Raw genomic sequence first — 17,818 nt, 5'->3', positions numbered from 1 at the left:
CCATGAGCTTCAATACCCTGATTGACTGGAATAGCTGTAGCCCCGAACAGCAACGCGAACTGCTGATGCGCCCGGCTATTTCCGCCTCGGAAAGCATCAGCCGTACGGTGGCCGAGATCCTTGAGAACGTCAAAAATAACGGCGACCGGGCGCTGCGTGAATACAGCGCGAAGTTTGATAAAACCGAGGTCGGCGCGCTGCGCGTCACCGAGGAAGAAATCCAGCAAGCCAGTAGTCGCCTGAGCGACGAACTGAAACAAGCTATGCAGGCAGCGGTGCGTAATATTGATACTTTCCACACCGCGCAGATCCTGCCGCCGGTGGATATTGAAACTCAGCCAGGTGTGCGCTGCCAGCAGGTTACCCGCCCTATCGCTTCCGTGGGCCTGTATATTCCAGGAGGTTCAGCGCCGCTGTTCTCTACCGTATTAATGCTGGCGACCCCGGCGCGTATCGCCGGCTGCAAAAAAGTGGTGCTGTGCTCACCGCCGCCGATTGCCGATGAAATTCTCTACGCCGCGCAACTGTGTGGTGTAAAAGAGGTGTTTAATGTGGGCGGCGCGCAGGCTATTGCCGCGCTGGCGCTGGGCACCGAATCTATTCCTAAGGTCGATAAAATCTTCGGGCCGGGCAATGCGTATGTGACCGAAGCCAAACGTCAGGTCAGCCAGCGTCTTGACGGCGCGGCCATCGACATGCCTGCTGGTCCGTCCGAAGTGCTGGTTATCGCCGACAGCGGCGCGACGCCGGACTTTGTTGCCTCTGACCTGCTTTCTCAGGCAGAACACGGCCCCGACTCGCAGGTAATCCTACTGACGCCAGACGCTACCCTTGCCGAAGGCGTTGCCAAAGCCGTTGAACGCCAGCTCGCTGAGCTTTCCCGCGCCGACACCGCCCGCCAGGCGCTTGCCGCCAGCCGACTGATTATCGCCAAAGATCTTGAACAGTGCGTGGCCATTTCTAACGCCTACGGTCCGGAACACCTGATTATTCAGACCCGCAACGCACGTGAACTGGTTGATGAGATCACCAGCGCCGGTTCGGTGTTCCTCGGCGACTGGTCGCCGGAATCCGCAGGCGACTATGCTTCTGGCACCAACCACGTTCTTCCGACCTACGGCTATACCGCGACCTGCTCAAGCCTTGGGCTGGCTGACTTCCAGAAACGGATGACTGTACAGGAATTAACCCCGCAAGGTTTCTCTGGCCTGGCCTCAACCATTGAAATACTGGCCGCTGCTGAACGACTGACTGCCCACCAAAATGCCGTTACCCTGCGCGTTAACGCCCTGAAGGAGCAAGCATGAGCACTGACAACTTTCTCAGCGTCACTGATTTAGCCCGTAAGAATGTTCGCGAATTAACGCCCTATCAGTCTGCCCGTCGTCTCGGCGGTAACGGCGATGTCTGGCTCAACGCGAATGAATATCCCACCGCCGTGGAGTTCCAGCTCAGTCAACAAACGCTGAACCGCTACCCGGAGTGTCAGCCGAAAGCGGTGATTGAGAATTACGCGCAGTATGCTGGCGTCAAACCGGAGCAGGTGCTGGTCAGCCGCGGCGCAGATGAAGGGATCGAGCTGCTGGTGCGCGCGTTTTGCGAACCCGGTAAAGATGCCATTCTCTACTGCCCGCCGACTTACGGCATGTACAGCGTCAGCGCCGAAACGATTGGCGTCGAATGCCGCACCGTTCCAACCCTTGATAACTGGCAGCTGGATTTGCAAGGCATCGCGGACAAGATTGATGGCGTGAAGGTGGTCTACGTTTGCAGCCCTAATAACCCAACCGGCCAGTTGATTAACCCGCAGGATCTGCGTTCACTGCTCGAAATGACGCAGGGTAAAGCTATTGTGGTCGCTGATGAGGCCTATATTGAGTTTTGCCCGCAAGCCACGCTGGCAGGCTGGCTGTCAGAGTATCCGCATCTGGTGATATTACGCACGTTGTCAAAAGCGTTTGCTCTCGCCGGTTTACGCTGCGGGTTTACGCTGGCGAATGAAGAGGTTATCAATCTGCTGTTAAAGGTGATTGCCCCTTACCCACTCTCTACGCCGGTGGCAGATATCGCCGCCCAAGCCCTGACGCCGCAAGGGATTTCCGCCATGCGTAAACGCGTAGAGCAGAGCCTGGAAGAGCGTCAGTATCTGGTAGATAACCTGAAAACGATTCGCTGTGTAGAACAGGTTTTCGACTCTGAAACCAACTATGTTCTGGCGCGCTTCACCGCATCAAGTAGCGTATTTAAATCTTTGTGGGATCAGGGCATTATCTTACGAGATCAGAATAAACAACCTTCGTTAAGCGGCTGCCTGCGAATTACTGTCGGAACCCGTGAAGAGAGCCAGCGCGTCATTGACGCCTTACGTGCGGAGCAAGTATGAGCCAGAAGTATCTTTTTATTGACCGTGATGGAACCCTGATTTCCGAACCGCCGAGTGACTTTCAGGTCGATCGCTTTGACAAACTCGCCTTCGAGCCGGAAGTTGTTCCCGTTTTGCTGAAACTGCAAAAAGCAGGTTTTAAGCTGGTTATGATCACTAACCAGGATGGACTCGGAACGCAGAGTTTCCCACAGGCTGATTTTGACGGTCCGCATAACCTGATGATGCAAATTTTCACCTCTCAGGGTGTGACATTTGATGAGGTACTGATTTGCCCGCACCTGCCAGCGGACGAGTGCGATTGCCGTAAGCCAAAAGTGAAGCTGGTTGAACAGTATCTGGTTGAACAGGCCATGGATATGGCGAACAGCTACGTCATTGGCGACCGGGCGACCGATATTCAGCTCGCTGAAAACATGGGCATTAGCGGATTGCGTTACCATCGCGACACCCTGAACTGGGTGATGATCGGCGAGCAGTTGACCAAACGTGACCGCTACGCGCACGTTGAGCGTAATACCAAAGAAACGCAGATTGACGTCAAAGTCTGGCTGGACCGCGAAGGTCAAAGCAAAATCAACACAGGCGTTGGCTTCTTTGACCACATGCTGGACCAAATCGCCACCCACGGCGGTTTTCGCATGGAGATAGCCGTCAAGGGCGATCTATATATAGACGATCACCACACCGTTGAAGATACCGGTCTGGCGCTGGGTGAAGCTTTAAAGCTGGCATTAGGTGATAAACGCGGCATCAATCGTTTTGGTTTTGTGCTGCCGATGGACGAGTGCCTGGCGCGTTGCGCACTGGATATCTCCGGCCGCCCGCACCTGGAGTACCGCGCGGAGTTTACCTACCAGCGCGTTGGCGATCTGAGCACAGAGATGATCGAACACTTCTTCCGCTCACTCTCTTACACCATGGGCGTCACCCTGCACCTGAAAACCAAAGGCAAAAATGACCACCACAGAGTGGAGAGCCTGTTTAAAGCCTTTGGCCGTACGCTGCGTCAGGCGATTCGCGTCGAAGGCGACACGCTGCCCTCTTCAAAAGGAGTGCTGTAATGGACGTGGTGATTCTGGACACCGGCTGCGCCAACCTGCACTCGGTAAAATCCGCCGTCGCACGCCATGGATACGATCCTGTTGTCAGCCGCGACCCGGATGTAGTGCTGCGCGCCGATAAACTGTTTCTGCCGGGCGTCGGTACCGCCCAGGCGGCGATGGACCAGTTGCACGAGCGTGAACTGATTGAGCTGATCAAAGCCTGTACGCAACCAGTGCTGGGGATCTGCTTAGGCATGCAACTGCTGGGCCGTCGCAGCGAAGAGAGTAACGGCGTATCCCTGCTGGGCATTATTGAGCAGGATGTCCCGAAGATGACCGATTTCGGTCTGCCGCTGCCGCACATGGGCTGGAATCGCGTCTATCCGCAGGCGGGAAATCGTCTGTTCCAGGGCATTGAAGATGGCGCGTATTTCTACTTTGTTCACAGCTATGCTATGCCGGTAAACCCGTGGACCATCGCCCAGTGTCATTACGGTGAACCGTTTACCGCGGCAGTACAAAAGGACAATTTCTTTGGCGTGCAGTTCCACCCTGAACGTTCGGGCGCGGCTGGGGCGCAGTTGCTGAAAAACTTTCTGGAGATGTAATGATTATTCCGGCATTAGATTTAATCGACGGCACGGTAGTGCGTCTTCATCAGGGCGATTACGCAACGCAACGTGATTACGGCAACGATCCGCTCCCCCGTTTGCAAGATTACGCCGCTCAGGGGGCCGAAGTACTGCACCTGGTTGATTTAACCGGCGCGAAAGACCCGGCGCAGCGCCAGATCCCGCTGATTAAAACGCTGGTCGCTGGCGTCAATGTTCCGGTACAGGTTGGCGGCGGCGTGCGTACGGAAGCAGACGTGGCGGCGTTGCTTGACGCTGGCGTGGCGCGCGTGGTGGTGGGGTCGACGGCGGTAAAATCCCCCGAGGAAGTCAAGAGCTGGTTTGCTCGTTTTGGTGCCGACGCGCTGGTGCTGGCACTGGACGTTCGTATTGACGAGCGTGGGAACAAACAGGTAGCGGTTAGTGGCTGGCAGGAAGACTCCGGGGTTTCACTGGAAGAACTGGTTGAGACCTATTTACCCGTCGGCCTGAAGCACGTGCTGTGCACCGATATCTCCCGCGACGGCACGCTGGCAGGCTCAAACGTCGCGCTTTATGAAGAAGTGTGCGCCAAATATCCGCAGGTGGCGTTTCAGTCATCTGGTGGTATTGGTGGAATCGAGGACGTAGCGGCCCTGCGCGGGACCGGTGTTCGTGGTGTTATCGTCGGACGAGCCTTGCTGGAAGGAAAGTTCACCGTTGAGGAGGCCATACAATGCTGGCAAAACGCATAATTCCTTGTCTGGACGTCCGCGATGGGCAGGTAGTAAAAGGCGTTCAGTTCCGCAATCACGAGATTATTGGCGACATTGTCCCACTGGCAAAACGCTATGCCGATGAAGGCGCAGATGAACTGGTGTTCTACGATATCACCGCTTCCAGCGATGGCCGCGTAGTGGATAAAAGCTGGGTATCACGCGTGGCGGAAGTGATCGATATTCCGTTCTGTGTTGCTGGTGGCATTAAATCCATCGACGATGCGGCACGTATCCTCTCTTTCGGGGCGGACAAAATCTCCATCAACTCCCCGGCGCTGGCCGAACCGGAACTTATCACCCGTCTGGCGGATCGCTTTGGCGTGCAGTGCATCGTGGTGGGCATTGATACCTGGTATGACGTCGAAACCGGCAAATATCACGTTAATCAGTATACCGGGGATGAAAGCCGTACCCGTGTCACGCAATGGGAAACACTGGACTGGGTGCAGGAAGTCCAAAAACGCGGCGCGGGCGAAATCGTCCTGAACATGATGAATCAGGACGGCGTACGTAACGGTTATGACCTGGAACAGTTGAAAAAAGTACGTGACGTTTGTCACGTCCCGCTGATTGCCTCCGGCGGCGCGGGCACCATGGAACACTTTCTCGAAGCCTTCCGGGATGCCGACGTTGACGGCGCGCTTGCCGCCTCCGTCTTCCACAAGCAAATCATCAATATTGGCGAATTAAAAGCGTACCTGGCAACACAGGGCGTGGAGATCAGGATATGTTAACGAAGCAACAATGCCGTGAGCTGGACTGGGAAAAAACCGACGGGCTGATGCCAGTCATCGTGCAGCATGCGGTTTCCGGTGAAGTATTGATGCTGGGTTATATGAATCCGGAGGCGTTGGATAAAACGCTCGAAAGCGGCAAAGTGACCTTTTTCTCGCGGACTAAGCAGCGCCTGTGGACCAAAGGAGAAACATCCGGTCACTTCCTGAATGTGGTGAGCATTGCGCCTGACTGCGACAACGACACTCTGCTAGTGCTGGTTAACCCGATTGGCCCGACCTGCCATAAAGGGACTTCAAGCTGCTTTGGCGACGCCAGCCACCAGTGGCTGTTCTTGTATCAGCTTGAGCAACTGCTGGCCGAACGTAAAACCGCTGACCCAGCCAGTTCTTACACCGCGAAACTGTATGCCAGCGGCACCAAACGCATCGCACAGAAAGTGGGTGAAGAAGGCGTAGAAACCGCGCTGGCTGCGACGGTGAACGACCGTTTTGAGCTGACAAATGAAGCCTCTGATCTGATGTATCACCTGCTGGTGCTGCTGCAGGATCAGGACCTCGACCTGACGACAGTGATTGAGAATTTACGTAAGCGTCATCAGTAAGTTGCAGATATGAAAAAACCGGGCACTGCCCGGTTTTTTGTTGTCAGGTTCAGGCTTACTCTGCTTTTGCGTTGTAACCACGCAACGCATTTCGCCCCAGCACCACACCAGCCCCAATCATCCCACCGAGCAGAACCGCCAGCACCAGGGTAATCGCTTTTTTCGGACTGTCACGACGAACCGGCAACGTTGGTTTCATCACATAGCGGTAGGCGTGTACGCTGTCAGGCGCCACTTGTAATGCCTGCACCGCCAGCAGGTTCTGACGCGTTTGATAGTACTGATCAGAAAACGTCAAAGGACGTGTAGCTTCGTTCTCAACCATTGAGGAAAGGGCCTCACTACCCAGCATAAACATAGTATCCTGAGATACTTGATCAACCTGCTGTACCTGCGGTAGCTTAATATTAGACTGTTGCGCAACCTTAAGTGCTTGAGTCATCTGCGCGATACGTAGTGCTTTCTGCTCTTTCGCCACAGCTTCCTGCGCTGCAAGAGACTTTTGCAAATCAGCCAGTCTTGTTTCCATACTCATGGACAAGTCAGCATTGAGCTCTTTAGCAACACTTTCATCAACTTGTTGAATATACTGAGCCAGCGTTTTTTGTGCCTCTTCAGACGTTTTGCCGGTGTAAGAAACCTTTAACGGCAGAGCCTGACCTTTAACAGCAGCATCAATTGACAGTTTTTCCGGTTCTTGCCGGTTATCCAAAGTTTCCGCCAATGCAGAAAATGCCGAACTAAAACGCCCGATAAAACCTGCCTGAACATCTGTCACTTTGGGTGCGTTAGCCCCAAACAGTACATCCATAGCATTATTGTAGCTGGCAAGCTGGCCCGCATCGGGTTGTGTAACGATAGCTGTCGAGGTCCATTTCTCCTTAGCAACTGCCAGATAGCCCACAGCAAGCACTATGGCAATAACAATCGCAATAACGATTGTTACTTTCCCGCGCCACAACTGTACCAGTAAATCAATCAGATCAATCTGTTCCGGATCGTGACTGCGCCCGGACATGTTGTTATCACTTACAGACATAGAAACCCTAGATAAGGAAAGACTTAAACTGGGATTAGTTTAGCTATAAATTGAGGCAATGCCATAGGATTAATGATAAAAAAATCAAATTGTTTGAGGGATTTTGATTGGTATTTCAATCACTACTGAAAATCAATACGATTAAACAAAAGTGTAAATACTCAAAGAACACTTTCATGAGCAAAAAAACAGCAATAATCAGATTTCATACCCGCCAATCGTTGCACTTTACAATTCATTTTAATGAATTCATGTCGTGAATACTTACCATCTAACCAGTAAAGATGGTAAGCCTAAAAAATATAACAATTAGCTTTTTTACCATCTAACGGTATCATTCCACTTTTTAGTAGCGCCTGTTGGTACCTGGCTATTATTTAGCCAAAAAGAGGAATAAACATGAAATACCTGGTTACGGGTGCCGCTGGTTTCATCGGCTTCCACGTTAGCAAACGCCTCCTTGAGGCTGGCCATCAAGTAGTCGGTGTTGATAATCTGAACGATTACTACGACGTCAGTCTTAAACAAGCTCGTCTGGAATTACTGGCACAGCCTGGTTTCCATTTTCATAAAATTGATTTAGCCGACCGCGAAGGCATGGCTGAACTCTTCGCATCCGGGCATTTTGAACGTGTCATTCATCTTGCCGCACAGGCTGGCGTACGTTATTCACTCGAAAACCCGCATGCCTATGCAGACTCAAATCTCACAGGCTTTCTGAACATACTGGAAGGGTGTCGCCATAATAAAATTCAGCATTTACTCTATGCCTCATCCAGTTCAGTTTACGGCCTGAATCGCAAAATGCCTTTCTCTACGGATGATTCCGTCGATCATCCCGTGTCGCTGTATGCAGCAACCAAAAAAGCCAACGAGCTGATGGCTCATACTTATTCCCACCTGTACGGATTGCCCACCACCGGGTTGCGTTTTTTCACCGTGTACGGTCCATGGGGTCGACCGGATATGGCGCTGTTCAAGTTCACCAAAGCGATGCTGGAAGGGAAAAGTATTGACGTCTATAACTACGGCAAAATGAAGCGTGACTTTACCTATATCGATGATATCGCAGAAGCGATCATTCGCCTGCAGGATGTCATTCCACACGCAGACACACAATGGACCGTTGAAACAGGCACGCCAGCAGCCAGCATTGCGCCCTATCGCGTCTACAATATCGGCAATAGTTCACCGGTTGAGCTAATGGACTATATCCAGGCTTTGGAAGATGCTCTGGGTATTGAAGCGAAGAAAAACATGCTACCACTACAGCCAGGTGATGTACTTGAAACCAGCGCAGACACTAAAGCACTGTATGAGGTAATTGGTTTTAAACCTGAAACGACGGTTAAAAATGGAGTGAATAGCTTTGTTAGCTGGTATCGTGATTTTTACAAAGTATAATTACAGAGCTATTTAATGTAAAAAGGCCTTTTATAAGGCCTTTTTTATGGAGGCGAGATTAATCACTACCAAACAAATCGCGGGTATAAACTTTATCGGCAACATCAGCTAATTCTGACGTCATGCGGTTAGAAATAATGATATCTGCTTCATTTTTGAACGTATTAAGATCACGCACTACCCGAGAGTGGAAAAACTCATCTTCCTCCATCACGGGTTCATAAATAATAACGGGCACACCCTTGGCTTTAATGCGCTTCATGATTCCCTGAATAGATGATGCCCGGAAATTATCGGAACCACTTTTCATGATCAAACGGTACACGCCGACCACCTTAGGCTTACGCGCAAGAATAGAATCTGCAATGAAGTCCTTACGCGTACGGTTCGCATCAACGATCGCGCCAATAATGTTATTCGGTACAGACGCGTAGTTAGCCAGCAACTGCTTAGTATCTTTCGGCAGACAGTAGCCGCCATAGCCGAATGACGGATTGTTGTAGTGATTACCGATACGAGGATCCAGACACACACCTTCAATAATCTGCCGTGAGTTCAAGCCAAGACTTTCTGCATAGCTATCCAGCTCATTAAAGTAGGCCACACGTAACGCCAGATAAGTATTAGCGAACAACTTGATGGCTTCGGCTTCAGTCGAGTCAGTAAACAGCGTCGGAATGTCTTTTTTAACCGCACCTTCCTGCAGCAACGCCGCAAAACGCTCGGCTCGTTCTGAACGTTCACCAATAACGATACGGGACGGATGCAGGTTGTCGTATAGCGCACGACCTTCACGCAGGAATTCTGGCGAAAAGAAAATATTGTCGATACCCAACTGTTCTTTAATGGAGTTCGTAAAGCCAACCGGAATCGTTGATTTAATTACCATCACCGCATTTGGGTTGATTTCGACCACATCGCGGATTACAGACTCGACGCTCGAAGTATTAAAGTAGTTAGTTGTCGGATCGTAATCAGTCGGTGTCGCGATGATAACGTAGTCCGCGTCGCGGTAAGCATCATACTTATCGGTCGTTGCACGGAAATTCAGCTGTTTTGTCGCCAGATACTCTTCGATCTCCTTATCAACGATCGGCGATTTTTTCTGATTCAGCATCTCGACCTTCGTCGGAACGATATCCAGAGCGACCACTTCGTGGTGCTGGGCAATCAGAATACCGTTCGACAAACCTACATAACCTGTTCCTGAGATAGTTATCTTCATTCGCTGTGTAACTTCTTCCGGTTGAACATTTGAGGGTGAACACGCTGCCAACAACGTGGCGCATCGGCTCTGCATTGCGCCAGTATATCGTGATTTGCTACAACACCGGATATCGGACCTGACTGAATCCCATTTTTTGGCAATAAAAAAGCCCGGAGGAGCGCTCCGGGCCTGGATTCACAGTTTGACTAAATCAGATTAATCCAGCCATTCGGTGTGGAACACACCTTCTTTATCAGTACGTTTATACGTGTGCGCACCGAAGTAGTCACGCTGGGCCTGGATCAGGTTAGCCGGCAGTACCGCAGAACGGTAGCTATCATAGTAGGCTACTGCTGCAGAGAAGGTCGGTACCGGAATACCGTTCTGCACAGCGTAAGCCACTACATCACGCAGCGCTTGCTGATATTCGTCAGCGATATTTTTGAAATACGGAGCCAACAGCAGGTTCGCGATGCCTTTGTTTTCAGCATAGGCGTCGGTGATTTTCTGCAGAAACTGCGCACGAATGATGCAGCCCGCGCGGAAGATCTTCGCGATTTCGCCGTAGTTCAGATCCCAGTTGTATTCGTCAGATGCGGCACGCAGTTGAGAGAAGCCCTGAGCATAAGAGACGATTTTGCCCAAATACAGCGCGCGACGGACCTTCTCAACAAACTCTGCTTTATCACCAGCCAGTTTAGCCTGCGGGCCAGACAGCACTTTAGATGCCGCAACGCGCTGGTCTTTCAGAGAAGAGATGTAGCGAGCAAATACGGATTCGGTGATCAGCGACAGTGGTTCGCCCAGATCCAGAGAGCTCTGGCTGGTCCATTTACCGGTGCCTTTGTTCGCCGCTTCGTCCAGGATCACATCAACAAGGTATTTACCCTCTTCGTCTTTCTTGGTGAAGATATCTTTGGTGATGTCGATCAGATAGCTGCTCAGCTCGCCTTCATTCCACTCGGTGAAAGTAGTTGCCAGCTCTTCGTTAGACAGGTTAAGGCCGCCTTTCAGCAGGGAATAGGCTTCAGCAATCAGCTGCATATCGCCGTATTCGATCCCGTTGTGCACCATCTTCACATAGTGACCTGCACCATCCGCACCGATATAGGTCACGCACGGTTCGCCATCTTCAGCAACCGCAGCAATCTTAGTCAGGATCGGCGCAACCAGTTCGTAGGCTTCTTTCTGGCCACCAGGCATGATGGATGGGCCTTTAAGTGCGCCCTCTTCACCGCCGGAAACACCGGTACCGATAAAGTTGAAGCCTTCAGCAGACAGTTCGCGGTTACGACGAATGGTATCCTGGAAGAAGGTATTACCACCATCAATGATGATGTCACCTTTATCCAGATACGGTTTCAGGGAATCGATGGCAGCATCGGTGCCAGCACCCGCTTTCACCATTAACAGGATACGACGTGGGGTTTCAAGAGACTCGACGAACTCTTTCACCGTGTAATAAGGTACCAGTTTCTTACCCGGGTTCTCGGCAACAACTTCTTCAGTTTTCTCGCGGGAGCGGTTGAAGATGGAGACGGTATAACCACGGCTTTCGATGTTGAGCGCCAGGTTGCGCCCCATCACTGCCATACCGACGACGCCGATCTGTTGCTTGGACATTACATACTCCTGTCAGGTGTGGTCACCGCGCAAGGTATGCGCGGTTTTAAGTTACTTTACATATATTACTTAATTATATGACCACAAAGAAGAAGCACATTGCAGTCACAATTAATATTTTATAACACATATATAACAAATGGTATTTATTAAATAAAATCAATACACTACTTATTTAACACAAGTTATGTTATCGAAAATCACATTAGGTACCGACATACTCCATGTGGGAAGAGGATAGATTTGTATTTTACGATATCCATCACTAGCAAGTGTACTTGAACACAACTGTTCTTGAAAAGTAACTATAGTACCTATTCGTTGCTTATCTACATTTCTTTGCATGATATCATTGTAGTTAAAAGCATAAATCGATAATAACAAAGCAACTACTGAAGAACCTACCCATTGAAGTTTAATAGAAGAAAACAACTGTGCTGTGCATAAAACGAAAAGAATTAGTGATAAGATATTAACGCCCATAAAGTATCGATCAGGGAAAGTGGTTGAATAGCCATCCAAAATAGATGACAGCCCTGAACGCCCAATAGAAGTTGCAGCGCAATAAATCACCAGAGAGATAAAGACAAACAATATCTGATGTTTGGCTAAGATATTTCGACTAAGCGAGTAGCATAAAATGCAATAAGAAGAATAAAAAAAGAAAATAATCAATGATATAGTATCACTTAGTTCGTGATACCAAGGAAATACAAATGGATATAATATCTGACGTGCAAACACCATCTCAATATAATTATTGTAATTTGGTGGAAGATTTATCCCACCTTGCCCATGAATGTTTTTAGCAATAATTAAAGAAATAATTAATAAAGAAACAAGCAATGGTAGGTAAGATTTTATTCGTAGTCTCCATCCCTTACGACCAAAAATGTCAAAAAAGGCCATCAAATAGATTATAGGAACAACGACCGGATTCGTAGCCGCAGCTAAAAATATCATTACTGCAGCCATATATGAATATAATTTCGAACGTGAAGTTCGCATATATTCGAAAATACAAAGTGAAAAAACAGGCATATAAAACCCTATTTGTAACAATCGACCAAGTATTTCTGACTGACTACTTCCTAGCGGAAGAAAGAGCACGAGCACGTATAGTGAATAGCTAATAAATAGACTACAGGAACGTTTTGAAAAATTAAACACCAAAACTGCAATTAATGAATAAAATGAAAAAGATACTAAAGCAATAGACTGTGGTAAAAGAATTAGGGGATTTCCGGTAAAAAATGAACTAATTATAGTAGAAATATAAAGACCAAGAATATTATAAACCGTAAAGTAGTCACTTCTTGCATGAAATACTGTATTAATCCAACCATACGATAACCCCTGCCCAACCCAAACACCATCCTCTGCATAAAGAATTGGATTCAAAAAAGGATCTGTATACCTAAGAACGAGCAAAAGCACGCCAAATATAAAAAGAACTAGCGAGTGGTTTAGTTTGCAATTGAAACTCTTAAGCATTGTACTTTCCCAAGCAAGCTTTAAGCAATATTTTCATAACAATAAAATTACCTTTAAAAGCGCTTATTTTCGTTGGTACTACACCTTGTGGGTAAATACGAGCTGTTGGTAATTCGATACATCTAAATCCAAGTTTTGGCGCAATATAAGAAAGATAAGCCAAAAGCTCATATGTAACAAAAATATCTCTGAATGGCGAAACACGCTCATCTAAAAGTAATTTACTGCTATAGGCTCGAAAACCTTGCGTAGTGTCTGTCCAACGAAAACCAGATGCAATACTCAATAAAGGCGCATGAATCCACTTAATAGCGAAGTCCCTTGACTTCGGAGTATTAACAGCAAGACCACCACTAATGAAGCGAGATGCTTGAACAAAATCATATCCATTATTAAGGGAATCAATAAATTGAGGGATCGCACTAGGGTCATCTTTATCATTGCCATCAATTGTAATGATATTTTTGTAACCCTTGTCTAGAACAAATGAATAACCACAACGTAACTGGGCACTGAGCTTACCATAGCCTGTTTTGACAAGAACGCCCTTCACGCCCTGTTTCACAAAAGCGCCAATGTCTATAGAGCCATCAGTGCTTCCACCATCGACAATTACGATATCAGCTATAGTGTGAATACCTGCTTTTTCTATTTTCTCTAATAAGCTGTATATCCTTGGCCCTTCATTTATTATTGGTATGACAATACAGGAATCATTTACTTTTTCAGTCCAGAGCAATATGTTATAAGTTGGGACCTGCCATTTAGTTTTATCCATTATTACATTTCCTTAATTTGATACTCTTAGAGTAATCAAAAACACACCCAGAATCACTAAGATAACACCCAGAATAGATGTCCAATAAAAACTCTCGTTGAAAACGACAACTGACAGTATAGCTACAACAGCAACCGCACCTGTAGTCAATATCGGATGAGCAATATTTAGTGGTAGCACGGCTAAAGCTGCAGCATATAATATAAAAGCAGCACCATAAAGCGCAACACCTAAAAGAAGAGGCCAGTTATAAAATAATTCAAATGGAGCTGTTAATGATGGTAATTTACGAGGAGGCATCATAGCCATTTTAATTAACACACTAGCGGAAGCATTGCATGCAATTCCAATAATCAAAATAAACCATTTCACAAGAATATTTCCCTAGCGATACGTCATAGTTACATGTTTCAATGCTCGACGTATAGCAATAATGTGATTTTCGTCTTTAGCGGCGAGCATCTCAATAGTTATCGGATGATCAGGCAAGAATGACTTTAAACCAGCTGCAAGTAACTCGTGATCTTTGAATGTATCACCTACAGTCGCAAGATTTGCTTCGCTTATGTGTACATGACCGATGACATCTTTTGTTTTTTTCACGACGGAAAGAAAATCCTCATTATTAAGTATTACAGCTCCAGTATCTAACTGCATTTTTATAGCGGGATGTGCGACTAACTTGACCATCTCATATGTCTCATAGCTGCTAGTTAGGAAATTGGAACCATACACTTCTGGATTCGGCTCAAGACAAATAATAACACCTTCATCACTTGCCACATTCCCCAGCCTATGGAAGAATTCATTTGCAATATCTATAGCACTATCTTGTGATAAGCCCGAACGATCTCTATTCTTTGGCGAGCCAAAAACTAGTCGTCTGGCACCTAGGGTAGCACCGATTCGACATATCTCTGCCAGATGGCTTAACAGCTGGTCTTGGATATTTTTATTACCAAACACATTTAATCCCTGTGTGCCAAAAAGTAACGATTGCATGCCCAAAATATCGATACCCTTATCGTTCCACCATTGTCTGACAGCAAGAATATCAGTAGTTTTCGCTTTAGAGGGAGTGGGGAAATATTTCCCCGGAGCAATATCGATCGAATCAACTTTAAACTCTTTCAGCAAAGAGAGAACTTGCTTATCCTCACTTACATCCCATGCAAGATTTGAAATTGAAATTTTCATTCTTCAATCCCATATTTTTTTGGTTCAGATTGAGCATAATGCCTTATAGCTTGTATCGTCTCTTTATTGGTATATTGATACACGCCAGCGCCACCAAATAATGAAGCATATTTGCTACGCATATCATATGTAACAAGCTTTGATGTATGTTGCTTATCAAATGTAAAACCAAATCCATCTTTTGCAATTTGAGCAACAGATATAGGTTCTGCTGTCAAATGAACTAGTTTAATATTATTATCAATTGCTTTTTCTATATCGGACCACAGATTGACCATTGGATAAAACTGAAAAACATTACGGCTTTCAATCTTTGTTATTTCATTATTATTATGAAAATCAAAAATAATATTTTTCCTAAGCCCTGGGCCTACGAGCCCAGGCAATCTAATAATTAGATGATGCTTAAATTTTTCTTGAACAAATTGTTCTAATCGATATCTGTTCAAACCATACGCATGCAGATTTTGAGTTTCAATTTGAGTATCCTCATCAACTTTAATCGGCTCTTTGAAGACATCAACCGTACTAATCAAAATAAACATTTCACAATCTATTTCGTTAAGACAGGAAATGAGATTACCAATTATTTCAGCATCGCGTACAGGCTCTTTGTTTGCCAACCACTTCTGAGCTGGTGCGCCAGCACATACAACAAGATCAAACTTACTTCCCTTAATATCTTCAATATTTGTTGAGCGATAGAGAGAATCAAATTTATTTTGCTTTAGCAATGTGCTACCTACAAATCCAGAATATCCAATCAACGCATTTTTCATATAATATTCCTGTCTAGCGATCACGCCCGGTTTGCACAAGATTATTCTCATTAGCCGTAGCATCGTTTAACACATTGACGCGGTCTTGGTTCAACATAACTGAGCTATTTTTCTCGAAAACTATTGAATAAGCCGCCTGCTCACTACGCTCACCCAATAACCGACCTAAATACTCACCAAAAAAAGCTAGCATAATAAACTGTAGCATAAACAATACAGACATAAACAGAATAGTAGTTGTCCAACCTTCCACAACATGTCCATTTATGAAATTGATCAATACACTGTAAATAGCAAACAGGAATGCGCTCAAACTACCTACCGTACCAACAACCGACATCCAACGCAAAGGCTTGGATGAATTAAATACCATCAGCCTTACTAAATTTCTAAAACCATCCATAATGGAACGCTTTACAGCGCCTTCATTAATAGGTTTATACGTTAAATTGCTCGACGGATATCCAGTTTTTTGAATGCGAAGATAAAATTGATGGTGAAAACGACCGGTCGCAGTAACAGCATTAACAGCCCGCCTACTTAAACATCTTAATGTCGTGGAATTTGACGGTAGATGATAATCTATTGCTTTTAATATTGATGATGCTGTATTACGTATCAATCGATACCCACATGGCAACGGCTGATTTGAAACACCAACAACAACATCATAACCTCGCTTACATTCATCGATGCTTTGTAATATTACTTCAACGGGATCATTACAATGATCATACATAACCACAAAATCACCGATCGCATTTTCTAGTCCAGCAGCCCAAGCTACATCATCATGAGTTAATCCTGAGAGTTGGAGGTAACGTATACTTGAAACTGAGTCAAGAATATTATCAAGAACTGAATTCTTTGGTAAATTGCTATAAGGACCTTTTGAAACAATTAGGATTTCATAATCTGTAAAGTTATCTTCAAGTATATGCTGTATTTGCAATAGTTTCGCAGTGATTCCGACTTCTAATACATGTGTATTTAACACAACCGAAACAAATGATTCACTTTTCACTTAATAATCTCTTTTCTTATATAATATTCATATTATTAATGGTTTCAATAGCATCATATACATTGTCTATTTTGCCGCCCATAATACAATGAAAACCTTTGATGCCATGATTAGCCCTAAAAAGAATAGGTCGAGAATCATCCGTTTCGCTACGAGGAAGCAATGTCTTAACCTCCCAAAGTGAACGTTCGTAACGGCATTCTCCCAGAATAGGAATATAACGAGCAGCATCCTTGACCATGTGCCGCCATGCACTAGTTTTCTGATCATTTTCAAATTTAGCATGAGGGTTCCGATATCTACTATTATTAGTATCGTGCCATTCGTAGTGAGGAGTATAACGGACGTGGCTAAAAGAATGCAGCCCTGCGGAAGGAAACGGCATTACTGAAAAGAAAGGACCACACATAACTGTGAAACCATACTGTTTTATTTCATCAGGAACCTCGACTAGACACATTTCGGTCATTTCATGTTTAAGTGGTATTAATTCAATGCTCGAATTGTCTAATATAAAATTAAGATTCGAATATGTACAGTTGAAAACATGATCCACATTATATAGTTCAACAATATCATTATTTACTTCACGAACATGAACCTCAAGACTACTTTCTTTATTTTGAACTTTTTCTACTAAAAAACCAGATTTGTATTCGACACCTGCTGAATCTAACCGTTGTAACATCAGATTGCACAGTTTGGAAGCATCAAATGCAAATTCCTTCACACTAAAACAGGCGTTAATCAACTGCGGATTAACCATTCTTTTTATCCGCATGGGAGCATCATCACATTCAGCACCAATACGATCACAGAACATTCGAAATTGAGTTGCAGTTACCTTACCCAACAGTTCACTAATTAAATAATACTTTTCAAAATCGGATGTTATGCAATCTTCAAACTCAGAAACAAAACGAGGAAATGAGACTCTTGAACGAAGTGCAGTGAGCATACTGCGAGGATAATGATACCCGTTGTGCACACGAGCTTGATTATTAAATGACGCTCGTGACATATATTTGCTTTCTTTCTCAAAGAGCTTTACCTTATGACCTATATTAGCCAACTGCTCTGCGAGGTACATGCCAAAGAAGCCCCCTCCAACTATTATTATGTTTTTTCTCATAAAA

18 protein-coding genes are annotated in these 17,818 nt (G+C 46.1%); 8 read left to right on the top strand and 10 right to left on the bottom strand.

Annotation, left to right across the window (positions count from 1 at the left end; translation table 11 throughout):
- Window positions 1-2: 2 nt before the first annotated feature.
- The 7 genes from hisD to hisIE are packed head-to-tail and all read left to right on the top strand — an operon-like array spanning window position 3 to window position 6,137.
- Window positions 3-1,307: a histidinol dehydrogenase gene (gene hisD, locus OGV57_RS19515; protein WP_054528538.1), complete on the top strand. Its 1,305-nt coding sequence runs from the start codon at window positions 3-5 to the stop codon at window positions 1,305-1,307.
- Window positions 1,304-2,383 carry a histidinol-phosphate transaminase gene (gene hisC / locus OGV57_RS19510; protein WP_054528539.1) on the top strand — a complete coding sequence of 360 codons (1,080 nt, stop codon included), beginning with the start codon at window positions 1,304-1,306 and terminating at the stop codon, window positions 2,381-2,383. Before hisD ends, hisC begins: the two co-directional genes overlap by 4 nt.
- Complete coding sequence (gene hisB / locus OGV57_RS19505; RefSeq protein ID WP_049002718.1) at window positions 2,380-3,447, top strand: bifunctional histidinol-phosphatase/imidazoleglycerol-phosphate dehydratase HisB; 1,068 nt, start codon at window positions 2,380-2,382, stop codon at window positions 3,445-3,447. Before hisC ends, hisB begins: the two co-directional genes overlap by 4 nt.
- Window positions 3,447-4,037: an imidazole glycerol phosphate synthase subunit HisH gene (gene hisH, locus OGV57_RS19500; protein WP_003844282.1), complete on the top strand. Its 591-nt coding sequence runs from the start codon at window positions 3,447-3,449 to the stop codon at window positions 4,035-4,037. Before hisB ends, hisH begins: the two co-directional genes overlap by 1 nt.
- Window positions 4,037-4,774 (top strand): 1-(5-phosphoribosyl)-5-[(5-phosphoribosylamino)methylideneamino]imidazole-4-carboxamide isomerase, encoded by a 738-nt coding sequence (hisA, locus tag OGV57_RS19495; protein WP_003844283.1) that lies wholly within the window; start codon window positions 4,037-4,039, stop codon window positions 4,772-4,774. The genes hisH and hisA overlap by 1 nt, the downstream gene beginning before the upstream one ends.
- Window positions 4,756-5,532, top strand: a complete 777-nt coding sequence (gene hisF / locus OGV57_RS19490; protein ID WP_003838956.1) for an imidazole glycerol phosphate synthase subunit HisF — start codon at window positions 4,756-4,758, stop codon at window positions 5,530-5,532. Before hisA ends, hisF begins: the two co-directional genes overlap by 19 nt.
- Complete coding sequence (gene hisIE / locus OGV57_RS19485) at window positions 5,526-6,137, top strand: bifunctional phosphoribosyl-AMP cyclohydrolase/phosphoribosyl-ATP diphosphatase HisIE (protein WP_000956425.1); 612 nt, start codon at window positions 5,526-5,528, stop codon at window positions 6,135-6,137. Before hisF ends, hisIE begins: the two co-directional genes overlap by 7 nt.
- A 55-nt stretch (window positions 6,138-6,192) precedes the next feature.
- Here hisIE and wzzB read toward each other — a convergent pair whose 3' ends face one another.
- Window positions 6,193-7,176 carry an LPS O-antigen chain length determinant protein WzzB gene (gene wzzB / locus OGV57_RS19480; RefSeq protein WP_054528540.1) on the bottom strand — a complete coding sequence of 328 codons (984 nt, stop codon included), beginning with the start codon at window positions 7,174-7,176 and terminating at the stop codon, window positions 6,193-6,195.
- A gap of 399 nt (window positions 7,177-7,575) precedes the next feature.
- Between wzzB and OGV57_RS19475 the strand changes: the two genes are divergently transcribed.
- Window positions 7,576-8,580 carry an NAD-dependent epimerase gene (locus tag OGV57_RS19475; RefSeq protein ID WP_054528541.1) on the top strand — a complete coding sequence of 335 codons (1,005 nt, stop codon included), beginning with the start codon at window positions 7,576-7,578 and terminating at the stop codon, window positions 8,578-8,580.
- A gap of 58 nt (window positions 8,581-8,638) precedes the next feature.
- Here OGV57_RS19475 and ugd read toward each other — a convergent pair whose 3' ends face one another.
- From ugd to OGV57_RS19430, 9 genes are all read right to left on the bottom strand, one after another.
- On the bottom strand, window positions 8,639-9,805 hold the full coding sequence (gene ugd, locus OGV57_RS19470) for a UDP-glucose 6-dehydrogenase (protein ID WP_054528542.1): 1,167 nt from the start codon (window positions 9,803-9,805) through the stop codon (window positions 8,639-8,641).
- 198 nt (window positions 9,806-10,003) lie between these two features.
- On the bottom strand, window positions 10,004-11,410 hold the full coding sequence (gene gnd / locus OGV57_RS19465; protein WP_003844291.1) for an NADP-dependent phosphogluconate dehydrogenase: 1,407 nt from the start codon (window positions 11,408-11,410) through the stop codon (window positions 10,004-10,006).
- A 171-nt stretch (window positions 11,411-11,581) separates the two neighbouring features.
- Window positions 11,582-12,904 (bottom strand): hypothetical protein, encoded by a 1,323-nt coding sequence (locus tag OGV57_RS19460; RefSeq protein WP_071684317.1) that lies wholly within the window; start codon window positions 12,902-12,904, stop codon window positions 11,582-11,584.
- On the bottom strand, window positions 12,897-13,682 hold the full coding sequence (locus tag OGV57_RS19455) for a glycosyltransferase family 2 protein (RefSeq protein ID WP_054528543.1): 786 nt from the start codon (window positions 13,680-13,682) through the stop codon (window positions 12,897-12,899). Before OGV57_RS19455 ends, OGV57_RS19460 begins: the two co-directional genes overlap by 8 nt.
- Window positions 13,683-13,694: 12 nt before the next feature.
- Window positions 13,695-14,054 (bottom strand): DMT family transporter, encoded by a 360-nt coding sequence (locus OGV57_RS19450; RefSeq protein ID WP_071684318.1) that lies wholly within the window; start codon window positions 14,052-14,054, stop codon window positions 13,695-13,697.
- Window positions 14,055-14,066: 12 nt separating this feature from the next.
- Window positions 14,067-14,879 carry a sugar phosphate isomerase/epimerase family protein gene (locus OGV57_RS19445; protein WP_054528544.1) on the bottom strand — a complete coding sequence of 271 codons (813 nt, stop codon included), beginning with the start codon at window positions 14,877-14,879 and terminating at the stop codon, window positions 14,067-14,069.
- Complete coding sequence (locus OGV57_RS19440; RefSeq protein WP_054528545.1) at window positions 14,876-15,658, bottom strand: NAD-dependent epimerase/dehydratase family protein; 783 nt, start codon at window positions 15,656-15,658, stop codon at window positions 14,876-14,878. Before OGV57_RS19440 ends, OGV57_RS19445 begins: the two co-directional genes overlap by 4 nt.
- Window positions 15,659-15,671: 13 nt before the next feature.
- Window positions 15,672-16,682 carry a glycosyltransferase family protein gene (locus OGV57_RS19435; RefSeq protein ID WP_054528546.1) on the bottom strand — a complete coding sequence of 337 codons (1,011 nt, stop codon included), beginning with the start codon at window positions 16,680-16,682 and terminating at the stop codon, window positions 15,672-15,674.
- Between the two features lie 16 nt (window positions 16,683-16,698).
- Window positions 16,699-17,814: an FAD-dependent oxidoreductase gene (locus tag OGV57_RS19430; RefSeq protein WP_054528547.1), complete on the bottom strand. Its 1,116-nt coding sequence runs from the start codon at window positions 17,812-17,814 to the stop codon at window positions 16,699-16,701.
- Window positions 17,815-17,818 lie beyond the last annotated feature (4 nt).

This window comes from Citrobacter sp. Cf087 (genome assembly GCF_030334285.1).
GTDB classification, from domain to species: domain Bacteria; phylum Pseudomonadota; class Gammaproteobacteria; order Enterobacterales; family Enterobacteriaceae; genus Citrobacter; species Citrobacter freundii.
This window is presented reverse-complemented; position numbering and strand designations above follow the sequence as displayed.